At 71.9% G+C, this 19,370-nt stretch carries 17 protein-coding genes; 2 read left to right on the plus strand and 15 right to left on the minus strand.

The features are described from left to right. Window positions 1–41: 41 nt before the first annotated feature. The gene (gene fmt / locus KBY32_RS27165; RefSeq protein ID WP_210981982.1) at window positions 42–974 is read right to left on the minus strand and encodes a methionyl-tRNA formyltransferase; all 933 of its coding nucleotides are present in this window, start codon (window positions 972–974) and stop codon (window positions 42–44) included. A gap of 284 nt (window positions 975–1,258) precedes the next feature. On the opposite strand from fmt, the gene KBY32_RS27170 reads away from it, so the two are divergent. After that, window positions 1,259–1,801 carry a hypothetical protein gene (locus KBY32_RS27170; protein ID WP_055623759.1) on the plus strand — a complete coding sequence of 181 codons (543 nt, stop codon included), beginning with the start codon at window positions 1,259–1,261 and terminating at the stop codon, window positions 1,799–1,801. Window positions 1,802–1,899: 98 nt separating this feature from the next. Here KBY32_RS27170 and KBY32_RS27175 read toward each other — a convergent pair whose 3' ends face one another. The 14 genes from KBY32_RS27175 to pyrR all read right to left on the minus strand — a co-directional run bounded on the left by KBY32_RS27175 (window position 1,900) and on the right by pyrR (window position 18,483). Continuing rightward, window positions 1,900–4,050, minus strand: coding sequence for a primosomal protein N' (locus KBY32_RS27175; RefSeq protein WP_210981983.1), 2,151 nt, complete (start codon window positions 4,048–4,050; stop codon window positions 1,900–1,902). Between the two features lie 132 nt (window positions 4,051–4,182). After that, the gene (metK, locus tag KBY32_RS27180) at window positions 4,183–5,391 is read right to left on the minus strand and encodes a methionine adenosyltransferase (RefSeq protein WP_055623761.1); all 1,209 of its coding nucleotides are present in this window, start codon (window positions 5,389–5,391) and stop codon (window positions 4,183–4,185) included. Between the two features lie 231 nt (window positions 5,392–5,622). Next, window positions 5,623–6,834 (minus strand): bifunctional phosphopantothenoylcysteine decarboxylase/phosphopantothenate--cysteine ligase CoaBC, encoded by a 1,212-nt coding sequence (coaBC, locus tag KBY32_RS27185; protein ID WP_210981984.1) that lies wholly within the window; start codon window positions 6,832–6,834, stop codon window positions 5,623–5,625. A 105-nt stretch (window positions 6,835–6,939) separates the two neighbouring features. Further along, window positions 6,940–7,212 (minus strand): DNA-directed RNA polymerase subunit omega, encoded by a 273-nt coding sequence (gene rpoZ, locus KBY32_RS27190; protein ID WP_003988945.1) that lies wholly within the window; start codon window positions 7,210–7,212, stop codon window positions 6,940–6,942. A 50-nt stretch (window positions 7,213–7,262) separates the two neighbouring features. Continuing rightward, a complete protein-coding gene (gene gmk / locus KBY32_RS27195) occupies window positions 7,263–7,856 on the minus strand; it encodes a guanylate kinase (protein ID WP_115506429.1) in 594 nt (197 codons plus the stop codon). 60 nt (window positions 7,857–7,916) lie between these two features. Continuing rightward, on the minus strand, window positions 7,917–8,240 hold the full coding sequence (locus tag KBY32_RS27200) for an integration host factor (RefSeq protein ID WP_003977346.1): 324 nt from the start codon (window positions 8,238–8,240) through the stop codon (window positions 7,917–7,919). 287 nt (window positions 8,241–8,527) lie between these two features. After that, on the minus strand, window positions 8,528–9,367 hold the full coding sequence (gene pyrF, locus KBY32_RS27205; RefSeq protein ID WP_210981985.1) for an orotidine-5'-phosphate decarboxylase: 840 nt from the start codon (window positions 9,365–9,367) through the stop codon (window positions 8,528–8,530). Beyond that, window positions 9,364–10,470 carry a quinone-dependent dihydroorotate dehydrogenase gene (locus KBY32_RS27210; RefSeq protein ID WP_210981986.1) on the minus strand — a complete coding sequence of 369 codons (1,107 nt, stop codon included), beginning with the start codon at window positions 10,468–10,470 and terminating at the stop codon, window positions 9,364–9,366. Before KBY32_RS27210 ends, pyrF begins: the two co-directional genes overlap by 4 nt. A 51-nt stretch (window positions 10,471–10,521) precedes the next feature. After that, entirely contained in the window at window positions 10,522–13,830 is a 3,309-nt protein-coding gene (carB, locus tag KBY32_RS27215; protein WP_115506427.1) for a carbamoyl-phosphate synthase large subunit, read from the minus strand. Next, entirely contained in the window at window positions 13,823–14,965 is a 1,143-nt protein-coding gene (carA, locus tag KBY32_RS27220) for a glutamine-hydrolyzing carbamoyl-phosphate synthase small subunit (protein WP_115506426.1), read from the minus strand. The genes carB and carA overlap by 8 nt, the downstream gene beginning before the upstream one ends. Next, on the minus strand, window positions 14,962–15,543 hold the full coding sequence (locus KBY32_RS27225; protein WP_210981987.1) for a hypothetical protein: 582 nt from the start codon (window positions 15,541–15,543) through the stop codon (window positions 14,962–14,964). Before KBY32_RS27225 ends, carA begins: the two co-directional genes overlap by 4 nt. Further along, the gene (locus KBY32_RS27230) at window positions 15,540–16,826 is read right to left on the minus strand and encodes a dihydroorotase (RefSeq protein WP_210981988.1); all 1,287 of its coding nucleotides are present in this window, start codon (window positions 16,824–16,826) and stop codon (window positions 15,540–15,542) included. The genes KBY32_RS27225 and KBY32_RS27230 overlap by 4 nt, the downstream gene beginning before the upstream one ends. A 5-nt stretch (window positions 16,827–16,831) precedes the next feature. Continuing rightward, complete coding sequence (locus KBY32_RS27235; RefSeq protein ID WP_055623769.1) at window positions 16,832–17,809, minus strand: aspartate carbamoyltransferase catalytic subunit; 978 nt, start codon at window positions 17,807–17,809, stop codon at window positions 16,832–16,834. A gap of 101 nt (window positions 17,810–17,910) precedes the next feature. Then, window positions 17,911–18,483 (minus strand): bifunctional pyr operon transcriptional regulator/uracil phosphoribosyltransferase PyrR, encoded by a 573-nt coding sequence (gene pyrR, locus KBY32_RS27240; protein WP_055623770.1) that lies wholly within the window; start codon window positions 18,481–18,483, stop codon window positions 17,911–17,913. A 253-nt stretch (window positions 18,484–18,736) separates the two neighbouring features. Here pyrR and bldD point away from each other — a divergent pair, with 253 nt between their 5' ends. Continuing rightward, complete coding sequence (gene bldD / locus KBY32_RS27245; RefSeq protein ID WP_004002691.1) at window positions 18,737–19,240, plus strand: transcriptional regulator BldD; 504 nt, start codon at window positions 18,737–18,739, stop codon at window positions 19,238–19,240. Window positions 19,241–19,370: the final 130 nt, after the last annotated feature.

The following is a 19,370-nucleotide window of genomic DNA, read 5'->3' on the forward strand; positions in this document are numbered from 1 at the left end:
CGACCAGCCTACGTCCCACCCCGGACCCCGCGTGCGCGCGGTCACGCCCCGAGGCGCTCGCCCTCGGCGATGCGCACGCCGCGCGCCCAGTCGGCGGCGCGCATGGGCTTCTTGCCCTGCGCCTGCACCCACAGCAGCTCGACGGCGTACGAACCGGTCCCGACGTACACGTTGTTCTTCCCGGCGGCGAGCTCGCCCGGCGCGAGGTCGTCGCGGCCCGGCACCGGCTGCACCTGGATGAGCTTGAGGCGCTCGCCGCGGAACGTGGTCCAGGCGCCCGGCGCGGGCGTGCACCCGCGCACGACCCGGTCGACGCGCAGGGAGGGGGCGCTCCAGTCGATGTGGGCGTCCTCGACGTTGACCTTGGGGGCGAGGGTGACGCCGTCGGCGGGCTGCGGCACCGCCTTCAGGGTGCCGTCCTCGATGCCGTCCATGGTGGCCGCCAGCAGCCCGGCACCGGCGAAGGCGAGACGGGTCAGCAGGTCGCCGCTGGTGTCGGTGGGCCGGATCTCCTCGGTCACCGTGCCGTAGACCGGTCCGGAGTCCAGGCCCTCCTCGATGAGGAAGGTGGAGGCGCCCGTGATCTCGTCACCGGCCATGATGGCGTGCTGCACGGGGGCGGCGCCGCGCCAGGCGGGCAACAGCGAGAAGTGCAGGTTGACCCAGCCGTGGGTGGGGATGTCGAGGGCGACGCGCGGCAGCAGGGCGCCGTAGGCGACGACGGGGCAGCAGTCGGGCGCGATCTCCCGCAGCCGCTCCAGGAACTCGGGGTCCTTCGGCTTGGCGGGCTTGAGCACCTCGATCCCGGCCTCGGCGGCCCGCTCGGCCACGGGGCTCGCGACCATCCGGCGTCCCCGCCCGGCCTGCGCGTCGGGCCGGGTGACGACGGCGGCCACCTCGTGCCGCCCGGAGGCGATCAGAGCGTCCAGAGCGGGAACGGCGACCTCGGGGGTGCCGGCGAAGACGAGCTTCATGGGTGGTCGGGGCCTCTCGGGGCGGGGGCGGCTGGGCGACGCACCAGTCTATGGGTGCGGGGGCCTGTGACTCACGCCGGAGCACCGGCCGTTCGGGAAGCCGGTCCCACCTGCGGGCGGTCGAGGCGCACACCCCTCCGCCGGGCGTAGGCATATGCCCACACGCCCCCACAGCGTGACCAGCGGAGCGCTTCCGCGTTGGTCAAGAAAGAGTTGACCCCTTCGGGCCGCAGACGCCGACATCGCGGCCCGCTCCTTTTCACGCCGGTTCGAGAGGCTTGTTCATGGCCGACCACGCAACCCACGACGCCCAGGCTCGGGCCAGCCTGCACTTGCTGGTGCGGGACATCGAGCGGGTCCGCCGGCAGGTGGACGCACTGCGTACCCTCACCGCCCAGCTGGGCAACGTCTACCGCCCGCGCCGCTCCGGCCCGTCCACGGGCTTCGTCGTCTACGGGCGCGCCCCCGCTCCGACGGTCCGCCTCGCCCAGGAGCTGCGGGACAGTGTCGAGACCCTGGTCACGGCGGCCGTGGACTTCGACCGTTCGCTCGGCTTCTCCTGGGACGCGGTCGGTTCCGCCCTCGGTGTCACCAAGCAGGCCGTCCACCGCCGCTACGGCGCACGCCGCGCCGCCGCCCAGGCCGCGGCCGAGGCGGAGCGCACGAGCGAGCCGACCGGCAGCCGCGCGGTCAACGTCTCCACCGCCCTGCCGACGGTGCCGACGGTCCCCGCCGCCCGCTCGATGCCGACCCAGCCGACGGCGGGCAGCCCCGCCCTGCGCGACGAGGCCAGGCCGACGGCCTTCCCCGGCCCCCGCAACGGCTGACACCCCCTCGACTCTGCCCTCCCGGAGCGCACCCGGGAGGGCAGACCCTTGTCGCCGCGGCGCACCGGATGCCCAACGGGCCCGGCCCCCGTCGCCGCTCAGCCGATGTCCAGCGGATCGATCCGTACCAGTACCGGCTCGCCCCCGCCCCGGGCCATTCGCGCCGCCCGGGCGGACTTCAACGCCGCCGCCAGTGCCGCGCCGGTGCCAGGGGGTACCCGGACCAGGGCGCGGTCCCACTGTTCGCCGGGGGGCGGGCCGCCGGGGCGGCGGGGGCGGCCTGCCGGGGTGACCGGGAGCGGCACCGGTCCCAACACCTCGGCGTCGCCCGGCAGTTCGACCCCCGCCAGGAACTCCGCGAGGGCGTCCGGCGGACCGGACACCGACGCCATCCGGGACACCGGCGGGAACCCCAGCTCGGCACGCTCGGCAAGCTCCCGTACGGCGAACCCCACCGGGTCCCACCTCACCAGCGCCTGGACCGGACGCAGCGTCGCCTCGGCGACGATCACCACGGTGCCGCCCGCCTCCTGCGGCCGGACCAGCGCGGAGGCGGTGATCCAGCGTCGCAGGGCCTCCTCGCCGGACCGCAGGTCCGCCCGTCCGAGCATCGCCCAGCCGTCCAGCAGCAGCGCCGCCGCGTACCCGCCCTCGGCCACCGGCTCCGCGCCCGGTGTGCTCACCACCAGGGCGGGAGCGTCCGGCACGGTGTCGAGCACATGCTCACGCCCCGAGGTGCGCACCGGGACCGCCGGGAACGCCCGCCCCAGCTCCTCGGCCGTCCGGCGCGCGCCGACGACCTGGGCGCGCAGCCGGAACCCGCCGCACTCGGGGCAGTGCCAGTCGGGGCTGTCCTGCCCGCACCAGGCGCAGCACAGGGCACCGCCACCGCCGCTGGCCTCCAGGGGGCCCGCGCAGTGCCGGCACCGGGCGGGCTCCCGGCACCGGTCGCAGGCGAGCCGGGGGACATAGCCGCGCCGGGGCACCTGGACGAGGACGGGGCCGTGCCGCAGCCCCTCCCGGGCGGCCTGCCAGGCCAGGGACGGCAGCCGGGCGGCGCGGGCGGCCTCGTCGCGGGCGAGGTCCCCGTCGCCGACGGTCCGCACGAGCGGGGTGAGGCGCCGCGCCCGCTCGCGCTCCGCGGTGAGCGGGACGGCCCACTCGCTGCGGACCAACTGGGCCGCCTCCACGGTGCAGGTCCAACTCCCCAGCAGGAATCCGCACTTGCCGCCCGCCGCACGCAGCTCCAGTACCTCCCGCACATGCGGGAACGGCGCGTTGTCGTCGCTGTGGCTGGAGTCCCCGTCGTCCCAGATCACCACGAGCCCGAGGTCGCGCACCGGGGCGAACATCGCGGCACGGGTGCCGACCACCGCCCGGACGGACCCCCGCCGCACGGCCAGCCACTCCAGATAACGGCGCTCCTGGCCCGCGTCGGCGGTCAGCAGCGCGTGCTGCCCCTCCCCCAGCGCCTCCGTGAGCGCGGCGTCCACCCGGGCGGCCGAGCGCCCGGACGGCACGACGACCAGGGCGCCCCGCCCGGACGCGAGGGTGGCGCGGACCGCCAGGGCGATCTCCTGGGCCCACTGCGGCCCGGGCAGCGCGGTCCACACCGCACGCGGCGACCGCCCGGACGCCAGCGCCTCCAGGAACCGCGGCCCGTGCTCGTACCGCTGCCAGGGGCCCGGGTCGGGCGTGGAGGGTGGTGGTGGGGGCGGTGGCAGCGTGCGGGACTCGGCGCGGGCGTGCCGGGGCGGGATGGCCAGCTGCAGGACGTCGGCGAGGCTCCCCGCGTACCGGTCGGCGACGGCGCGGGCGAGGGCGAGCAGGTCGGGGTCGAGGACGGGCTCGGGTGAGACCACCTGGGCGAGGGCGGCCAGCGGCCCCTGGTAGTCGCTCTCGGCGAGCCGCTCGACGATGTAGCCGTCCCGCAGCCCGCCGCCCTCGCGGCGCCCGTCGCGGACGTTGTGCGCACCCGCGCCGAACCGTACCCGGACCCGGACCCCGGGCTGCGCCTGTTCGTCCAGCTCCTCGGGCACGGCGTAGTCGAAGTAGCGGTCGAGGTGCAGTACACCCTTGTCGACCAGCACCCGCGCCACGGGCAGTTCCTTGGCGAGCGGGGCGCCGCGCCAGGTGCGGGGCTTGGCGCGGGGCACCTTGGCCTTGCGCACGCTCTCCCGGATGAGGGCAAGCTGCTCGGGCGGCGCCCCGTCGGTGCCGCCTGCCGGCTGCTCGTCCTCGCTGCTCACGCCTGCATTCCTACCAAACGCCACTGACATCCGGCGCCGCCCCGGTCTCCCTCAGGGCCGCCTCCGCACACGCCGAGGCCCGGTCCCCCAGAGAAGGGCACCGGGCCTCGGCGTGAAGAACTGCGGGCCTGCCTACAGACCGGCGGCCTTGCGCAGCGCGTCCACGCGGTCCGTGCGCTCCCAGGTGAACTCGGGAAGCTCACGGCCGAAGTGACCGTACGCCGCCGTCTTGGCGTAGATCGGGCGGAGCAGGTCGAGGTCGCGGATGATCGCGGCCGGACGCAGGTCGAAGACGTCGTCGATGGCCTTCTCGATCTTCTCGGCGTCGACCTTGGCGGTGCCGAAGGTCTCGACGAACAGGCCGACGGGCTCGGCCTTGCCGATCGCGTACGCGACCTGGACCTCGCAGCGGGAGGCCAGACCGGCCGCCACGACGTTCTTGGCGACCCAGCGCATCGCGTAGGCGGCCGAGCGGTCCACCTTGGACGGGTCCTTGCCGGAGAAGGCGCCGCCGCCGTGGCGGGCCATGCCGCCGTAGGTGTCGATGATGATCTTGCGGCCGGTGAGGCCGGCGTCGCCCATCGGGCCGCCGATCTCGAAGCGGCCGGTCGGGTTGACCAGCAGCCGGTAGTTCTCGGTGTCGAGCTTGATGCCGTCGTCGAGGAGGGCCTTCAGCTCGGGCTCGACCACGAACTCCTGGATGTCGGGCGCGAGCAGCGAGTCGAGGTCGATGTCCGAGGCGTGCTGCGAGGAGACGACCACGGTGTCGAGGCGGACGGCCTTGTCGCCGTCGTACTCGATGGTGACCTGCGTCTTGCCGTCGGGGCGCAGGTAGGGGATGGTGCCGTTCTTGCGGACCTCGGAGAGGCGCTTGGACAGCCGGTGCGCCAGGAAGATCGGCAGCGGCATCAGCGTCGGCGTCTCGTCGGTGGCGTAGCCGAACATCAGGCCCTGGTCACCGGCGCCCTGGCGGTCCAGCTCGTCCTCGTCGCCCTCGACCCGGGCCTCGTAGGCCGCGTCGACGCCCTGCGCGATGTCGGGCGACTGCGAGCCGATGGAGACCGAGACACCGCAGGAGGCGCCGTCGAAGCCCTTCTTCGAGGAGTCGTAGCCGATCTCGAGGATCTTGCTCCGGACCAGCGTCGCGATGTCCGCGTACGTCTTGGTCGTGACCTCTCCGGCCACGTGCACCAGGCCGGTCGTGATCAGCGTCTCGACGGCGACGCGGGACGAGGGGTCCTCGCGCAGCAGCGCGTCGAGAATGGTGTCGCTGATCTGGTCAGCGATCTTGTCGGGGTGACCCTCGGTCACAGACTCCGAGGTGAACAGGCGACGGGACACAACGCTCCCTGGGGTTGCAGCGGCTGCTGGCTGATCATTGGTGGACGGGACGGGGGCTGCGCCCGGCGTCGTCCGTGGACAGCTTATCTGTCGCGCCCGGTCACGGACCCCCCTGTCTCGCCTCTCGGGAGGGCTGTGACCTGCGGCACGGGCATTCTGCCAATCGCACACGGCGGTGGCCAGAGGCGCCACGCCCGAATCGGCCGGGCGCCGGACGTCCTGCCGGGTGTGTCAGACGACACCGTCCAGACGCCGCGCGACGAGGTCCCACACGATGTCGGCGAGGGCTTCCTTCGGGCCGTGCGGCACGGGGGTCTCGCTGCCGTCGGCGCCCAGGACGACCGCCTCGTTCTCCTCGGAGCCGAAGGTCTTGCGCTCCCCCACCTCGTTGACGACGAGGAGGTCGCAGCCCTTGCGCTCCAGCTTGCGGCGGCCGTTGGCCAGGACGTCGTCGGTCTCGGCGGCGAAGCCGACGACCACCTGGCCGTCCCGGGGCCGGTCGCCCGCGATCTCGGCCAGGATGTCGGGGTTGCGCACCAGGACGATCGGCTCGGGCTCCTGGCCGTCCTTCTTCTTGATCTTCCCGGCGGCGTACGAGGCCGGGCGGAAGTCGGCGACGGCGGCGGCCATCACCACGGCGTCCGCGTCGGCGGCGGCCTTGAGGACGGCCTCCCGCATCTGCACGGCGGTGCCGACCGGCACCACGTCGACGCCGGCCGGGTCGGGCATACCGGTGTTGGCGGCGACCAGCGTGACGCGGGCGCCCCGGGCGGCGGCGGTGCGGGCGAGGGCGTACCCCTGCTTGCCGGAGGAGCGGTTGCCGAGGAAGCGGACGGGGTCGAGGGGCTCGCGGGTGCCGCCGGCGCTCACCACGACATGGCGGCCCGTGAGGTCGGGCTCGGTGACGCCCCGGGCCAGCACCCGGCGGCAGACGTCGAAGATCTCCCCGGGGTCGGGCAGCCGGCCCTTGCCGGTGTCGACGCCGGTGAGACGGCCGACGGCGGGCTCGACGACGACGGCGCCGCGCCGGCGCAGGGTCGCCACGTTCTCCTGGGTGGCCGGGTGCTCCCACATCTCCGTGTGCATGGCGGGGGCGAACACGACCGGACACCGGGCGGTGAGCAGGGTGTTGGTCAGCAGGTCGTCGGCGAGGCCGTGGGCGGCCTTGGCGAGCATGTCGGCCGTGGCGGGGGCGACGACGACCAGGTCGGCGTGCTGGCCGATCCGGACGTGGGGCACCTCGTGGACGTCGTCCCAGACCTCCGTGGAGACCGGGTTGCCGGAGAGGGCGGACCAGGTGGCGGCGCCGACGAAGTGCAGGGCGGAGGCGGTGGGCACGACACGCACGTCATGGCCGGACTCCGTGAACCGGCGCAGCAGCTCACAGGCCTTGTAGGCGGCGATGCCGCCGCTGACCCCCAGAACGACCTTCGGCTTGTCCACCGTCTCTCCCCGGACTCGGCTGTGTACGACTCCACTACACACCACAGGCCCGGCGGACGCGCCGCCGGGCCTGTGGAAAAGTCAGCGTCAAGCTGAAGATCGTACTTACTGCGCCGGGCCCTCGACGGCCTCGGACGTGAGCAGACCCGCGTTGATCTCGCGCAGGGCGATCGAGAGCGGCTTCTCGTGGACGTGCGTGTCGACGAGCGGACCGACGTACTCGAGGAGGCCCTCGCCGAGCTGCGAGTAGTACGCGTTGATCTGGCGGGCCCGCTTGGCCGCGTAGATCACGAGGCTGTACTTCGAGTCGGTGGCCTCGAGGAGCTCGTCGATCGGCGGGTTGATGATGCCCTCGGGCGCGGAGATGGAAGAGGACACGCTCTACCTTCCGATGGATGGGAAAGATTCAGTCATGCGATCGGACACGATCACACAACGTCCATCAAGGCTAGCAGCTCGCGCGCCACGTCCTCGACGGAGGTGTTGACCAACGTCACATCGAACTCGGGCTCGGCCGCCAGTTCGATCTTCGCCGCCTCCAGGCGGCGCTCGATCACCTCGGGCGGCTCGGTGCCCCGTCCGGTGAGCCTGCGCACCAGCTCGTCCCAGGAGGGAGGCGCCAGGAACACGAGCTGGGCCTCGGCCATCGACTCGCGGACCTGCCGGGCGCCCTGGAGGTCGATCTCCAGGAGCACCGGCTCGCCGGCGTCGAGCCGCTCCAGCACCGCCGCACGCGGCGTGCCGTAGCGGTTGCCGGCGAACTCGGCCCACTCCAGCAGCTCGCCGTTGGCGATCAGCTTGTCCATCTCCTCGTCGGTGACGAAGAAGTAGTGGACTCCGTGCTGCTCGCCGGGGCGGGGCTTGCGGGTCGTCGCCGACACCGAGAGCCAGACCTCGGGGTGTTCTTTGCGCATATGGGCGACGACCGTGCTCTTGCCGACCCCGGAGGGGCCGGAGAGCACGGTCAGCCGCGGACGTGCGTCCGGGGGCTCGGGGGTCGTCCCCCGGGGTGTTACAGCCATGCGGCGATTATTCCAGCAATCGCGGACCGCCCGGGACCCGAGGTCCCGGGGAGCCGGGACTCAGGAGCCGGTGCTGCCGAACTCACGCTCAAGGGAGGCGATCTGGTTGGAACCGAGACCCCGCACGCGGCGGCTCTCGGAGATGCCGAGTCGCTCCATGATCTGCTTGGCGCGGACCTTGCCCACGCCCGGCAGGGACTCGAGCAGCGCGGAGACCTTCATCTTGCCGATGACGTCGTTCTCCTGGCCCTGCTTGATGACCTCGTGAAGGGAGGCGCCGGAGTGCTTGAGTCGATTCTTGACCTCGGCCCGCTCCCGGCGAGCCGCGGCGGCCTTTTCGAGCGCGGCTGCGCGCTGTTCAGGGGTAAGGGGCGGAAGAGCCACGCCTACGTCACCTCGGATGTCGAACTGTCGGATACGGACCGGTGAGGAACCTAGTCGCCCCACACCTGGGGAGCCACGAGCAACACGCTTGCCCACTGACTCTCGTCGGAGACTAGCGGGCAAGTCCGCAAGAGTCAGCGAGAACAGCGGAAAAGTCCTGGTCAGCCTCCGTCAGGCCGGACATTTAAGACATACTGCCCCGGATTTGAGGATGTATCCAGACTCAAGTCGGCCGCGGAGCACTCATCGGAGGACTCCGCGGCCGGCTTCGACGTCACCTGCGGCGCTCAGACGCCCGCCACGGCCGCCCGCACCTCGTCGGCGAAGCGTGACGCGGCGTCACGCAGAGCGACCACGTCGGGGCCGTGCCGCAGCACACCCCGGCTGACGTTCGGGACGACGTTGCGCACGGCGGCGCCAAACACCCTGGGCAGATCCGCGGGCGTCGCCCCCTGGGCGCCGATGCCGGGCGCGAGCAGCGGGCCGTTGATGGCGAGGTCGTAGGACGACAGGTCACCGAGCGTGGCCCCGACGACCGCACCGAAGGAGCCCAGCGGCTCCTCCCCCGCGTTCTCCGCGGCGAGGTGCGCGAGCATCGTCGCGCCGACGTCCCGGCCGTCCGCGCGGACCGCGTGCTGGACCTCGCCGCCCTCCGGGTTGGAGGTGAGGGCGAGCACGAACAGACCGGTGCCGCTCTCGCGGGCCAGCGCGACCGCCGGGGACAGCGAGCCGTAGCCGAGGTACGGCGACACCGTCAGCGCGTCGGAGAACAGCGGCGAGTCCTTGCGCAGGAAGGACTCGGCGTACGCGGCCATCGTCGAGCCGATGTCGCCGCGCTTGGCGTCCATGACGACCAGCGCGCCGGCCGCCCGCGCCTCCTCCACCGTCCTCTCCAGGACGGCGACACCGCGGGAGCCGAAGCGCTCGAAGAACGCGCTCTGCGGCTTGAGGACGGCGATCCGGTCGGCGGTCGCCTCCACGACCGTACGGCTGAACCGCTCCAGGCCTGCGACGTCGTCGCCCAGACCCCACTCGGCGAGCAGGGAGGCGTGCGGGTCGATTCCCACGCACAGGGGGCCGCGCTCGTCCATGGCACGGCGCAGTCGACTGCCGAAGGGCTCGGTCATACCGTCTTCCTCACGTCGGCGCCGACCGCGTCGGCGAGGGTGGCGTACGGGCTGGTGCGCAGGCGGGCCGCGAGCCCCTTGTGCAGGGCGCGGCACCAGAAGGGGCCCTCGTAGATGAAGGCGCTGTAGCCCTGGATCAGGGTGGCGCCCGCCAGGATGCGCTGCCAGGCGTCCTCGGCGTTCTCGATGCCGCCGACCCCCACAAGGGTGATCCGGTCGCCCACGCGCGCGTACAGGCGCCTCAGGACCTCCAGCGAGCGTGCCTTGAGGGGCGCTCCGGAGAGTCCGCCGGTCTCCTCGACCAGGGCGGGGTCGGACTTCAGGCCGAGCCCCTGGCGCGCGATGGTGGTGTTGGTGGCGATGATGCCGTCCAGGCCCAGCTCGACGGCGAGGTCGGCGACGGCGTCCACGTCCTCGTCGGCGAGGTCCGGCGCGATCTTCACGAGCAGCGGCACCCGGCGGGTGGTCACCACACGGTCGGCGGCCTCGCGCACGGCCGTCAGCAGGGGTCGCAGCGACTCGGTGGCCTGCAGGTTGCGCAGTCCGGGGGTGTTGGGCGACGAGACGTTGACGACGAGGTAGTCCGCGTACGGCGCCAGCCGCTCGGCGGACTTCACGTAGTCGGCGGCGGCCTCGGCCTCGGGCACGACCTTGGTCTTGCCGATGTTGACGCCCACGACGGTCCTGAAGACCGGCGTACGGGACGCCAGGCGGGCCGCCACGGCCAGCGAGCCGTCGTTGTTGAACCCCATGCGGTTGATCAGCGCCCGGTCCGGCACGAGCCGGAACAGCCGCTTCTTGGGGTTGCCCGGCTGGGCCTCCCCCGTGACCGTGCCGATCTCGACGTGGTCGAAGCCCAGCATCGACATGCCGTCGATCGCGACGGCGTTCTTGTCGAAGCCGGCGGCGAGCCCGAACGGCCCGTGCATGCGCAGCCCGAACGCCTCGGTGCGCAGCTCCTTGTAGCGGGGCGCGAGGGCAGCGGCGACGAAGGTGCGCAGCACGGGGATGCGGGCGACGAGACGGATCCAGCGGAAGGCGAGGTGGTGGGCCTGCTCCGGGTCCATCCGCTGGAAGAAGCAGGTGAAGAAGATCTTGTACATGATTCCCTCATGAAGAGGGGGACACCGTTCCGGTGTCCCCCTCGTCGACTGCTAGTCGCGGGCCGCGGTCAGGTGTTCGGCGTGTTCCTGGAGCGATCGGACGCCCACGTCGCCGTGGTTGAGGGCGTCGATGCCCTGGACGGCGGCGGCGAGCGCCTGGACCGTCGTCAGGCACGGCACCGAGCGCGCCACGGCGGCCGTACGGATCTCGTAGCCGTCGAGGCGGCCGCCGGTGCCGTACGGGGTGTTGACGATGAGGTCGACCTCGCCGTCGTGGATGAGCTGGACGATGGTCTTCTCGCCGTTCGGGCCGGTGCCCTCGGACTGCTTGCGCACGACGGTGGCGTTGATGCCGTTGCGCTTGAGGACCTCGGCGGTGCCGGAGGTGGCCATCAGCTCGAAGCCGTGGGCGACCAGCTCGCGCGCCGGGAAGATCATCGAGCGCTTGTCGCGGTTGGCGACCGAGATGAACGCGCGGCCCTTGGTGGGCAGCGGGCCGTACGCACCGGCCTGCGACTTGGCGTACGCCGTGCCGAAGACGCTGTCGATGCCCATGACCTCGCCGGTGGAGCGCATCTCCGGGCCGAGGACCGTGTCGACGCCGCGGCCGTGGATGTCGCGGAAGCGCGACCACGGCATGACGGCCTCCTTGACGGAGATCGGCGCGTCCAGCGGCAGCTCGCCGCCGTCGCCGGTCGCCGGGAGCAGGCCCTCGGCGCGCAGCTCGGCGATGGTCGCGCCCAGCGAGATCCGGGCGGCGGCCTTGGCGAGCGGCACCGCGGTCGCCTTCGAGGTGAAGGGGACCGTACGGGACGCGCGCGGGTTGGCCTCCAGGACGTAGAGGATGTCGCCGGCCATCGCGAACTGGATGTTGATCAGTCCGCGTACCCCGACGCCCTTGGCGATGGCCTCCGTGGAGGCGCGCAGCCGCTTGATGTCGAAGCCGCCCAGGGTGATCGGGGGCAGCGCGCACGCCGAGTCGCCGGAGTGGATGCCGGCCTCCTCGATGTGCTCCATGACGCCGCCGAGGTAGAGCTCGGTGCCGTCGTAGAGGGCGTCGACGTCGATCTCGATGGCGTCGTCCAGGAACCGATCGACGAGGACCGGCCGCGACGGGCTGATCTCGGTGGACTCGGCGATGTAGGACTCCAGCCGGGTCTCGTCGTAGACGATCTCCATGCCGCGTCCGCCGAGGACGTACGACGGGCGCACCAGGACCGGGTAGCCGATCTCGTCGGCGATGGCCTTGGCCTCGGCGAAGGTGGTGGCGGTGCCGTGCTTGGGGGCGGGCAGGCCCGCCTCGGCGAGGACGCGGCCGAACGCGCCGCGGTCCTCGGCGGCGTGGATGGCCTCGGGGGACGTGCCGACGATCGGCACGCCGTTGTCCTTGAGCGCCTGCGACAGACCCAGCGGGGTCTGGCCGCCCAGCTGGACGACGACACCGGCGACCGGTCCGGCCTGGCGCTCGGCGTGGACGATCTCCAGCACGTCCTCCAGCGTCAGCGGCTCGAAGTACAGCCGGTCGGAGGTGTCGTAGTCGGTGGAGACGGTCTCCGGGTTGCAGTTGACCATCACGGTCTCGTACCCGGCGTCGCTCAGCGCGAAGGAGGCGTGGACGCAGGAGTAGTCGAACTCGATGCCCTGGCCGATGCGGTTGGGGCCGGAGCCCAGGATGATGACGGCCGGCTTCTCGCGCGGCGCGACCTCGGTCTCCTCGTCGTAGGAGGAGTAGAAGTACGGCGTCCGGGCGGCGAACTCGGCGGCGCAGGTGTCGACCGTCTTGTAGACCGGGCGGATGCCGAGCGCGTGCCGCACCTCGCGGACGACGTCCTCGCGCAGCCCGCGGATCTCGGCGATCTGCTGGTCGGAGAAGCCGTGCCGCTTGGCCTCGGCCAGCAGGTCGGGGGTCAGCTCGGGGGACTCGCCGAGCTCGTCGGCGATCTCCTTGATGAGGAAGAGCTGGTCGACGAACCATGGGTCGATCTTCGTGGCGTCGAAGACCTCCTCGGGGGTGGCGCCCGCGCGGATGGCCCCCATCACCGCGTTGATACGGCCGTCGGTGGGCCGGACCGCCTCGCGCAGCAGCTCGTCCTTGTCGCCGGGGTCGCCGACGAAGGTGAACTGGCTGCCCTTCTTCTCCAGGGAGCGCAGCGCCTTCTGGAAGGCCTCGGTGAAGTTGCGGCCGATGGCCATGGCCTCGCCGACCGACTTCATGGTGGTGGTGAGGGTGGAGTCGGCGCTCGGGAACTTCTCGAAGGCGAACCGGGGGGCCTTGACGACCACGTAGTCGAGCGTCGGCTCGAAGGAGGCCGGGGTCTCCTGGGTGATGTCGTTCGGGATCTCGTCCAGCGTGTAGCCGACGGCCAGCTTTGCGGCGATCTTGGCGATGGGGAAGCCGGTCGCCTTGGAGGCGAGCGCCGAGGAGCGCGACACGCGCGGGTTCATCTCGATGACGATGACCCGGCCGTCCTCAGGGTTCACCGCGAACTGGATGTTGCAGCCGCCGGTGTCGACGCCGACCTCGCGGATCACGGCGATGCCGATGTCGCGCAGGGTCTGGTACTCGCGGTCGGTGAGCGTCATCGCCGGGGCGACGGTGATGGAGTCGCCGGTGTGCACGCCCATCGGGTCGAAGTTCTCGATGGAGCAGACGACCACGACGTTGTCGTGCTTGTCGCGCATCAGCTCCAGCTCGTACTCCTTCCAGCCGAGGATGGACTCCTCCAGGAGCACCTCGGTGGTCGGCGAGAGCGTGAGGCCCTGGCCCGCGATACGGCGCAGCTCCTCCTCGTCGTGCGCGAAGCCGGAGCCGGCGCCGCCCATGGTGAAGGAGGGGCGGACGACGACCGGGTAGCCGCCGAGCGTCTCGACGCCCTGGATCACGTCGTCCATGGAGTGGCAGATCACCGAGCGGGCGGACTCGCCGTGCCCGATCTTCTTGCGGACCTCCTCGACGACCTCCTTGAAGAGGTCGCGGTCCTCGCCCTTGTTGATGGCCTCGACGTTGGCGCCGATCAGCTCGACGCCGTACTTCTCCAGGGTGCCGGCCTCGTGCAGCGAGATCGCCGTGTTGAGGGCCGTCTGGCCGCCCAGGGTCGGCAGCAGCGCGTCGGGGCGCTCCTTGGCGATGATCTTCTCGACGAACTCCGGGGTGATCGGCTCGACGTAGGTGGCGTCGGCGATCTCCGGGTCGGTCATGATCGTCGCCGGGTTGGAGTTGACCAGGATGACGCGCAGGCCCTCGGCCTTGAGCACGCGGCACGCCTGGGTGCCGGAGTAGTCGAACTCGGCGGCCTGGCCGATGACGATCGGGCCGGAGCCGATGACCAGGACGGACTGGATATCGGTGCGCTTAGGCACGCTGGCCCTCCATCAGGGATACGAAGCGGTCGAACAGGTAGGCGGCGTCGTGCGGGCCCGCTGCCGCTTCGGGGTGGTACTGGACGCTGAATGCCGGGCGGTCGAGGAGCCGCAGGCCCTCCACCACGTTGTCGTTCAGGCAGACGTGGGAGACCTCGGCGCGGCCGTAGGGGGTCTCGGACGCCTGGTCGAGCGGGGCGTCCACGGCGAAGCCGTGGTTGTGCGCGGTGACCTCGACCTTGCCGGTGGTGCGGTCCTGCACCGGCTGGTTGATGCCGCGGTGGCCGTACTTCAGCTTGTAGGTGCCGAAGCCGAGGGCACGGCCGAGGATCTGGTTGCCGAAGCAGATGCCGAACAGCGGGGTCTTGCGCTCCAGCACTCCCTGCATCACGGAGACGGCGTGGTCGGCGGTGGCGGGGTCGCCGGGGCCGTTGGAGAAGAACACTCCGTCGGGGTTCACCGCGTACACGTCGTCGACGGTCGCCGTGGCGGGCAGCACGTGCACCTCGATGCCGCGCTCGGCCATCCGGTGCGGGGTCATGCCCTTGATGCCGAGGTCGACGGCGGCGACGGTGAACTTCTTCTCGCCGATCGCGGGGACGACGTACGCCTCCTTGGTGGCGACCTCGGCGGAGAGGTCGGCGCCCTCCATCTCGGGGGCCTGGCGGACCTCGGTGAGCATGGTGCCCTCGTCGGGCAGGGCGTTGCCGGAGAAGATGCCGACGCGCATGGCGCCGCGCTCGCGCAGGTGCCGGGTGAGGGCACGGGTGTCGACGCCGGAGATGCCGACGACGCCCTGGGCGCGCAGCTCGTCGTCCAGGGAGCGCCGCGAGCGCCAGTTGGAGGGGGTGCGCGCGGGGTCGCGGACGACGTATCCGGCGACCCAGATCCGCTTGCTCTCGGGGTCCTCGTCGTTGACGCCGGTGTTGCCCACGTGCGGGGCGGTCATCACGACGACCTGGCGGTGGTACGACGGGTCGGTCAGGGTCTCCTGGTAGCCGGTCATGCCGGTGGAGAACACGGCCTCGCCGAAGGTCACCCCCACGGCCCCGTAGGCTCGGCCGCGGAAGATCCGGCCGTCCTCCAGGACGAGTACCGCGGGAACCTTGCCGGCTCCCCTTGTGGAGGTGGTCATCGTTCGGCGCCTTCCGTGGTGCTGTCGTTGGTCATGGAGTTGAGGGCGTCGACCCAGGCGGTGTGCTCGGCCGCGTGGTCCGAGCGGAACCCGGAGTCGATCAGCCGGTCGCCGTGCGCCCAGGTCACCACGAGCAGGCCGCCCTCGGTGAGGACCTTGCCGGCGATGCCCTTGTCGAGCCGGGCGCCGCGCAGCCGGTCCGCGGGGACGAAGAAGTCGGCCGCGCCGGGGCGTACGACGTCCAGTCCCGCGTCCGTCAGGGTGAGCTCGGCCCGGCTGCGGGTGCCCAGGCCGTGCGCCACGATGCGGTCCAGCCACTGACCGGCGGTGGTGGAGCCGTGGTAGCGGCCGCTCATGCTCAGTCTCGCCGGGCCCGGGTCGTCCGGCGCGCTGGGCAGCGCGGGCAGGTCGCCCTGGAGCGTGCCGCGCCATTTCCAGCCCTCGCGCATCAGCCAGTAGACGAGCGCGACGAACAGGCCCAGTCCGACGACCCAGCCCACGCGGGCGGCCCAGTCGGTGACCTCGGCGGACTTCTGGTCCGTGGCGAGTCCGGCTGCGAGGAGTGTTGCAGGTGTCACGTGAGCTTCCCGTCGACGAGCGTGGCCTTGCCCCGGAGCCAGGTGTGGGTGACACGACCCGGCAGCTCACGCCCCTCGTACGGGGTGTTCCGGCTGCGCGAGGCGAAGCCCGCGGGGTCCACGGACCCACGGTATGCCGTGTCGACGAGCGTGAGGTTGGCGGGCTCACCAGCCGAGACGGGGCGGCCGTGGCCCTTGGCCTGCCCGATCTCGGCGGGCTTGGCGGACATGCGCTCGGCGACCCCGGCCCAGGTGAGGAGCCCGGTGTCCACCATGGTCTCCTGCACCACTGACAACGCGGTCTCCAGGCCGACCATGCCCATGGCTGCGGCGGCCCACTCGCAGTCCTTGTCCTCGTGGGGGTGCGGGGCGTGGTCGGTGGCGACGATGTCGATCGTGCCGTCGGCGAGCGCCTCGCGCAGCGCGAGGACGTCCCGCTCGGTGCGCAGCGGCGGGTTCACCTTGTAGACCGGGTTGTAGGTGCGCACCAGCTCGTCGGTGAGGAGCAGGTGGTGCGGGGTGACCTCGGCGGTGACGTCGATGCCGCGGGACTTGGCCCAGCGGACGATCTCCACGGACCCGGCGGTCGACAGATGGCAGATGTGGACGCGGGAGCCGACGTGCTCGGCGAGCAGGACGTCGCGGGCGATGATCGACTCCTCGGCCACCGCCGGCCAGCCGCCGAGGCCCAGCTCGGCGGAGACGACGCCCTCGTTCATCTGGGCGCCCTCGGTGAGGCGGGGCTCCTGCGCGTGCTGGGCGACGACGCCGCCGAAGGCCTTCACGTACTCCAGCGCGCGGCGCATGATCACGGCGTCGTCGACGCACTTGCCGTCGTCGGAGAAGACGGTGACACCGGCGGCCGACTCGTGCATGGCGCCGAGCTCGGCGAGCTTGCGGCCCTCCAGGCCGACGGTGACGGCGCCGATGGGCTGCACGTCGCAGTAGCCGTGCTCCTGGCCGAGCCGGTAGACCTGCTCGACCACGCCGGCGGTGTCGGCGACGGGGAAGGTGTTGGCCATGGCGAAGACGGCCGTGTAGCCGCCGGAGGCCGCCGCGCGGGTGCCGGTCAGGACGGTCTCGGAGTCCTCGCGGCCGGGCTCGCGCAGATGGGTGTGCAGGTCGACCAGGCCGGGGAGCAGCACCTTGCCGGCCGCCTCGACGACCTCGGCGCCTTCGGCGCTCAGCCCGGTGCCGACCTCGGCGATGATCCCGCCGTCGATCAGCACGTCCTGCGGCTCGCCGCCGAGCACCTTGGCACCTCGGATCAGGGTCTTGCTCATCTTCTTCACTTCTCCTCGGTGCGGGTGTGGGTGACGGCCGGTTCGTTGCCGCCGAGCAGCAGGTAGAGGACGGCCATGCGGATGGAGACTCCGTTTGCGACCTGCTCGACGACGGTGCAGCGGTCGGAGTCGGCGACCTCGGCGGTGATCTCCATGCCGCGGACCATCGGGCCGGGGTGCATCACGATGGCGTGCTCCGGCATCCGGGCCATGCGGTCGCCGTCGAGGCCGTAGCGCCGCGAGTACTCGCGCTCGGTCGGGAAGAAGGCGGCGTTCATTCGCTCGCGCTGGACGCGCAGCATCATCACGGCGTCGGACTTGGGCAGGACGGCGTCGAGGTCGTACGACACCTCGCAGGGCCAGGTCTCGACGCCGACCGGCACCAGGGTGGGCGGGGCGACCAGGGTGACCTCGGCGCCGAGCGTGTGCAGCAGGTCGACGTTGGAGCGGGCGACCCGGCTGTGCAGGACGTCGCCGACGATGGTGATGCGCCGCCCGTCGAGGTCGCGGCCGATCCCGGCGTCCCGGCCGACGAGCCGGCGCCGCATCGTGAAGGCGTCCAGCAGGGCCTGGGTGGGGTGCTGGTGGGTGCCGTCGCCGGCGTTGATGACGTGGGCGTCGATCCACCCGGAGGTGGCCAGTCGGTACGGCGCCCCGGAGGCCCCGTGCCGGATGACGACGGCGTCCACGCCCATGGCCTCCAGGGTCTGGGCGGTGTCCTTCAGGGACTCGCCCTTGGACACGCTGGAGCCCTTGGCGGTGAAGTTGATGACGTCCGCGGACAGGCGCTTCTCCGCGGCCTCGAACGAGATACGCGTGCGCGTGGAGTCCTCGAAGAAGAGGTTGACGACGGTGCGGCCGCGCAGGGTCGGCAGCTTCTTGATCGGCCGGTCGGCGACCCGGGCCATCTCCTCGGCGGTGTCGAGGATCAGGACGGCGTCGTCGCGGGTGAGGTCGGCGGCCGAGATGAGATGACGCTGCATCTGTCAGGCTCCGTAAGGCAGTTCATGAAGGAGATTTCGGGCAGACGGGTACGCCGGGGCGCACTGAGCGGGCGTACGACGGCGGCGTACGCCGTGCGGCGCTACTGGGGGGTCTGCTTGGCACCGAGCAGCACGGTGTCGCGACCGTCCTCCTCGGCGAGCTGGACCTTGACCGTCTCCCGCAACGACGTGGGGAGGTTCTTGCCGACGTAGTCGGCCCTGATGGGGAGTTCGCGGTGACCGCGGTCGACGAGGACGGCGAGCTGCACCGCGCGCGGGCGGCCGATGTCGTTCAGGGCGTCGAGGGCGGCGCGGATGGTGCGGCCGGAGAAGAGCACGTCGTCGACGAGGACGACGAGGCGGCCGTCGATGCCGTCACCGGGGATCTCGGTGCGGGCCAGCGCACGCGGCGGATGCATGCGCAGATCGTCCCGGTACATGGTGATGTCGAGCGAGCCGACCGGGATCTTGCGCTCGGTGATCTCCTCCAGCTTGGCAGCGAGCCGCCGGGCGAGGAAGACCCCTCGCGTGGGAATGCCGAGGAGCACCACGTCGTCGGCGCCCTTGGCGCGTTCGACGATCTCGTGGGCGATGCGGGTCAGAACCCGCGCGATGTCAGGGCCTTCGAGCACGGGCCGGGCGTCGGACGCTTGGGTGTCCTGCTGCCTGTCCATACGAAAGGGACCTCCTTCTCCGCCTCACGGGACGGACCTTAAAGGACGTCTGGTTTGCGCCATCCACGGTAGCAGGCCCCCGGTACACCCCCTGTCACCCCCCTGGCCCAATCGGCCGGCGGCGAAGCGGAAGCGTCGGTGTGGACCATTCGGCTTGACGCACGAGAGTAACGCTGCGTAACCTCACAGTGAGTTACCAACCGCGCGGCATGGAAGCCAAGCCAGTCGCGTCGACCCAGTGCCGGGGAGCTATATGTCCAGCGAATACGCCAAACAGCTCGGGGCCAAGCTCCGGGCCATCCGCACCCAGCAGGGCCTTTCCCTCCACGGTGTCGAGGAGAAGTCCCAGGGCCGCTGGAAGGCCGTCGTGGTCGGTTCGTACGAGCGCGGCGACCGCGCCGTGACCGTGCAGCGGCTCGCAGAGCTGGCGGATTTCTACGGCGTGCCGGTGCAGGAGCTCCTGCCGGGGACCACGCCGGGCGGGGCCGCCGAGCCGCCGCCGAAGCTGGTCCTGGACCTGGAGCGGCTGGCCCATGTGCCGGCCGAGAAGGCGGGTCCGCTCCAGCGGTACGCGGCGACGATCCAGTCGCAGCGCGGTGACTACAACGGCAAGGTGCTGTCGATCCGCCAGGACGACCTGCGCACACTCGCCGTCATCTACGACCAGTCCCCCTCGGTCCTCACCGAGCAGCTGATCAGCTGGGGTGTCCTCGACGCGGACGCGCGTCGCGCGGTCTCCCACGCCGAGGAGAGCTGAGCCGACCCCAGGCTTGGGCCCACTCAGCTGAAAGGTCGCGCGGGGGTGCCCGGCGCCGATTGGCTCCGGCCACCCCGGCGGCTTTCTGCGGCCCTGGGAGCCGCGTCCGGGAGCCGGGTGCCGGGAGATG

Source organism: Streptomyces sp. RK62 (assembly GCF_018070255.1).
Lineage (GTDB): Bacteria > Actinomycetota > Actinomycetes > Streptomycetales > Streptomycetaceae > Streptomyces > Streptomyces nigra.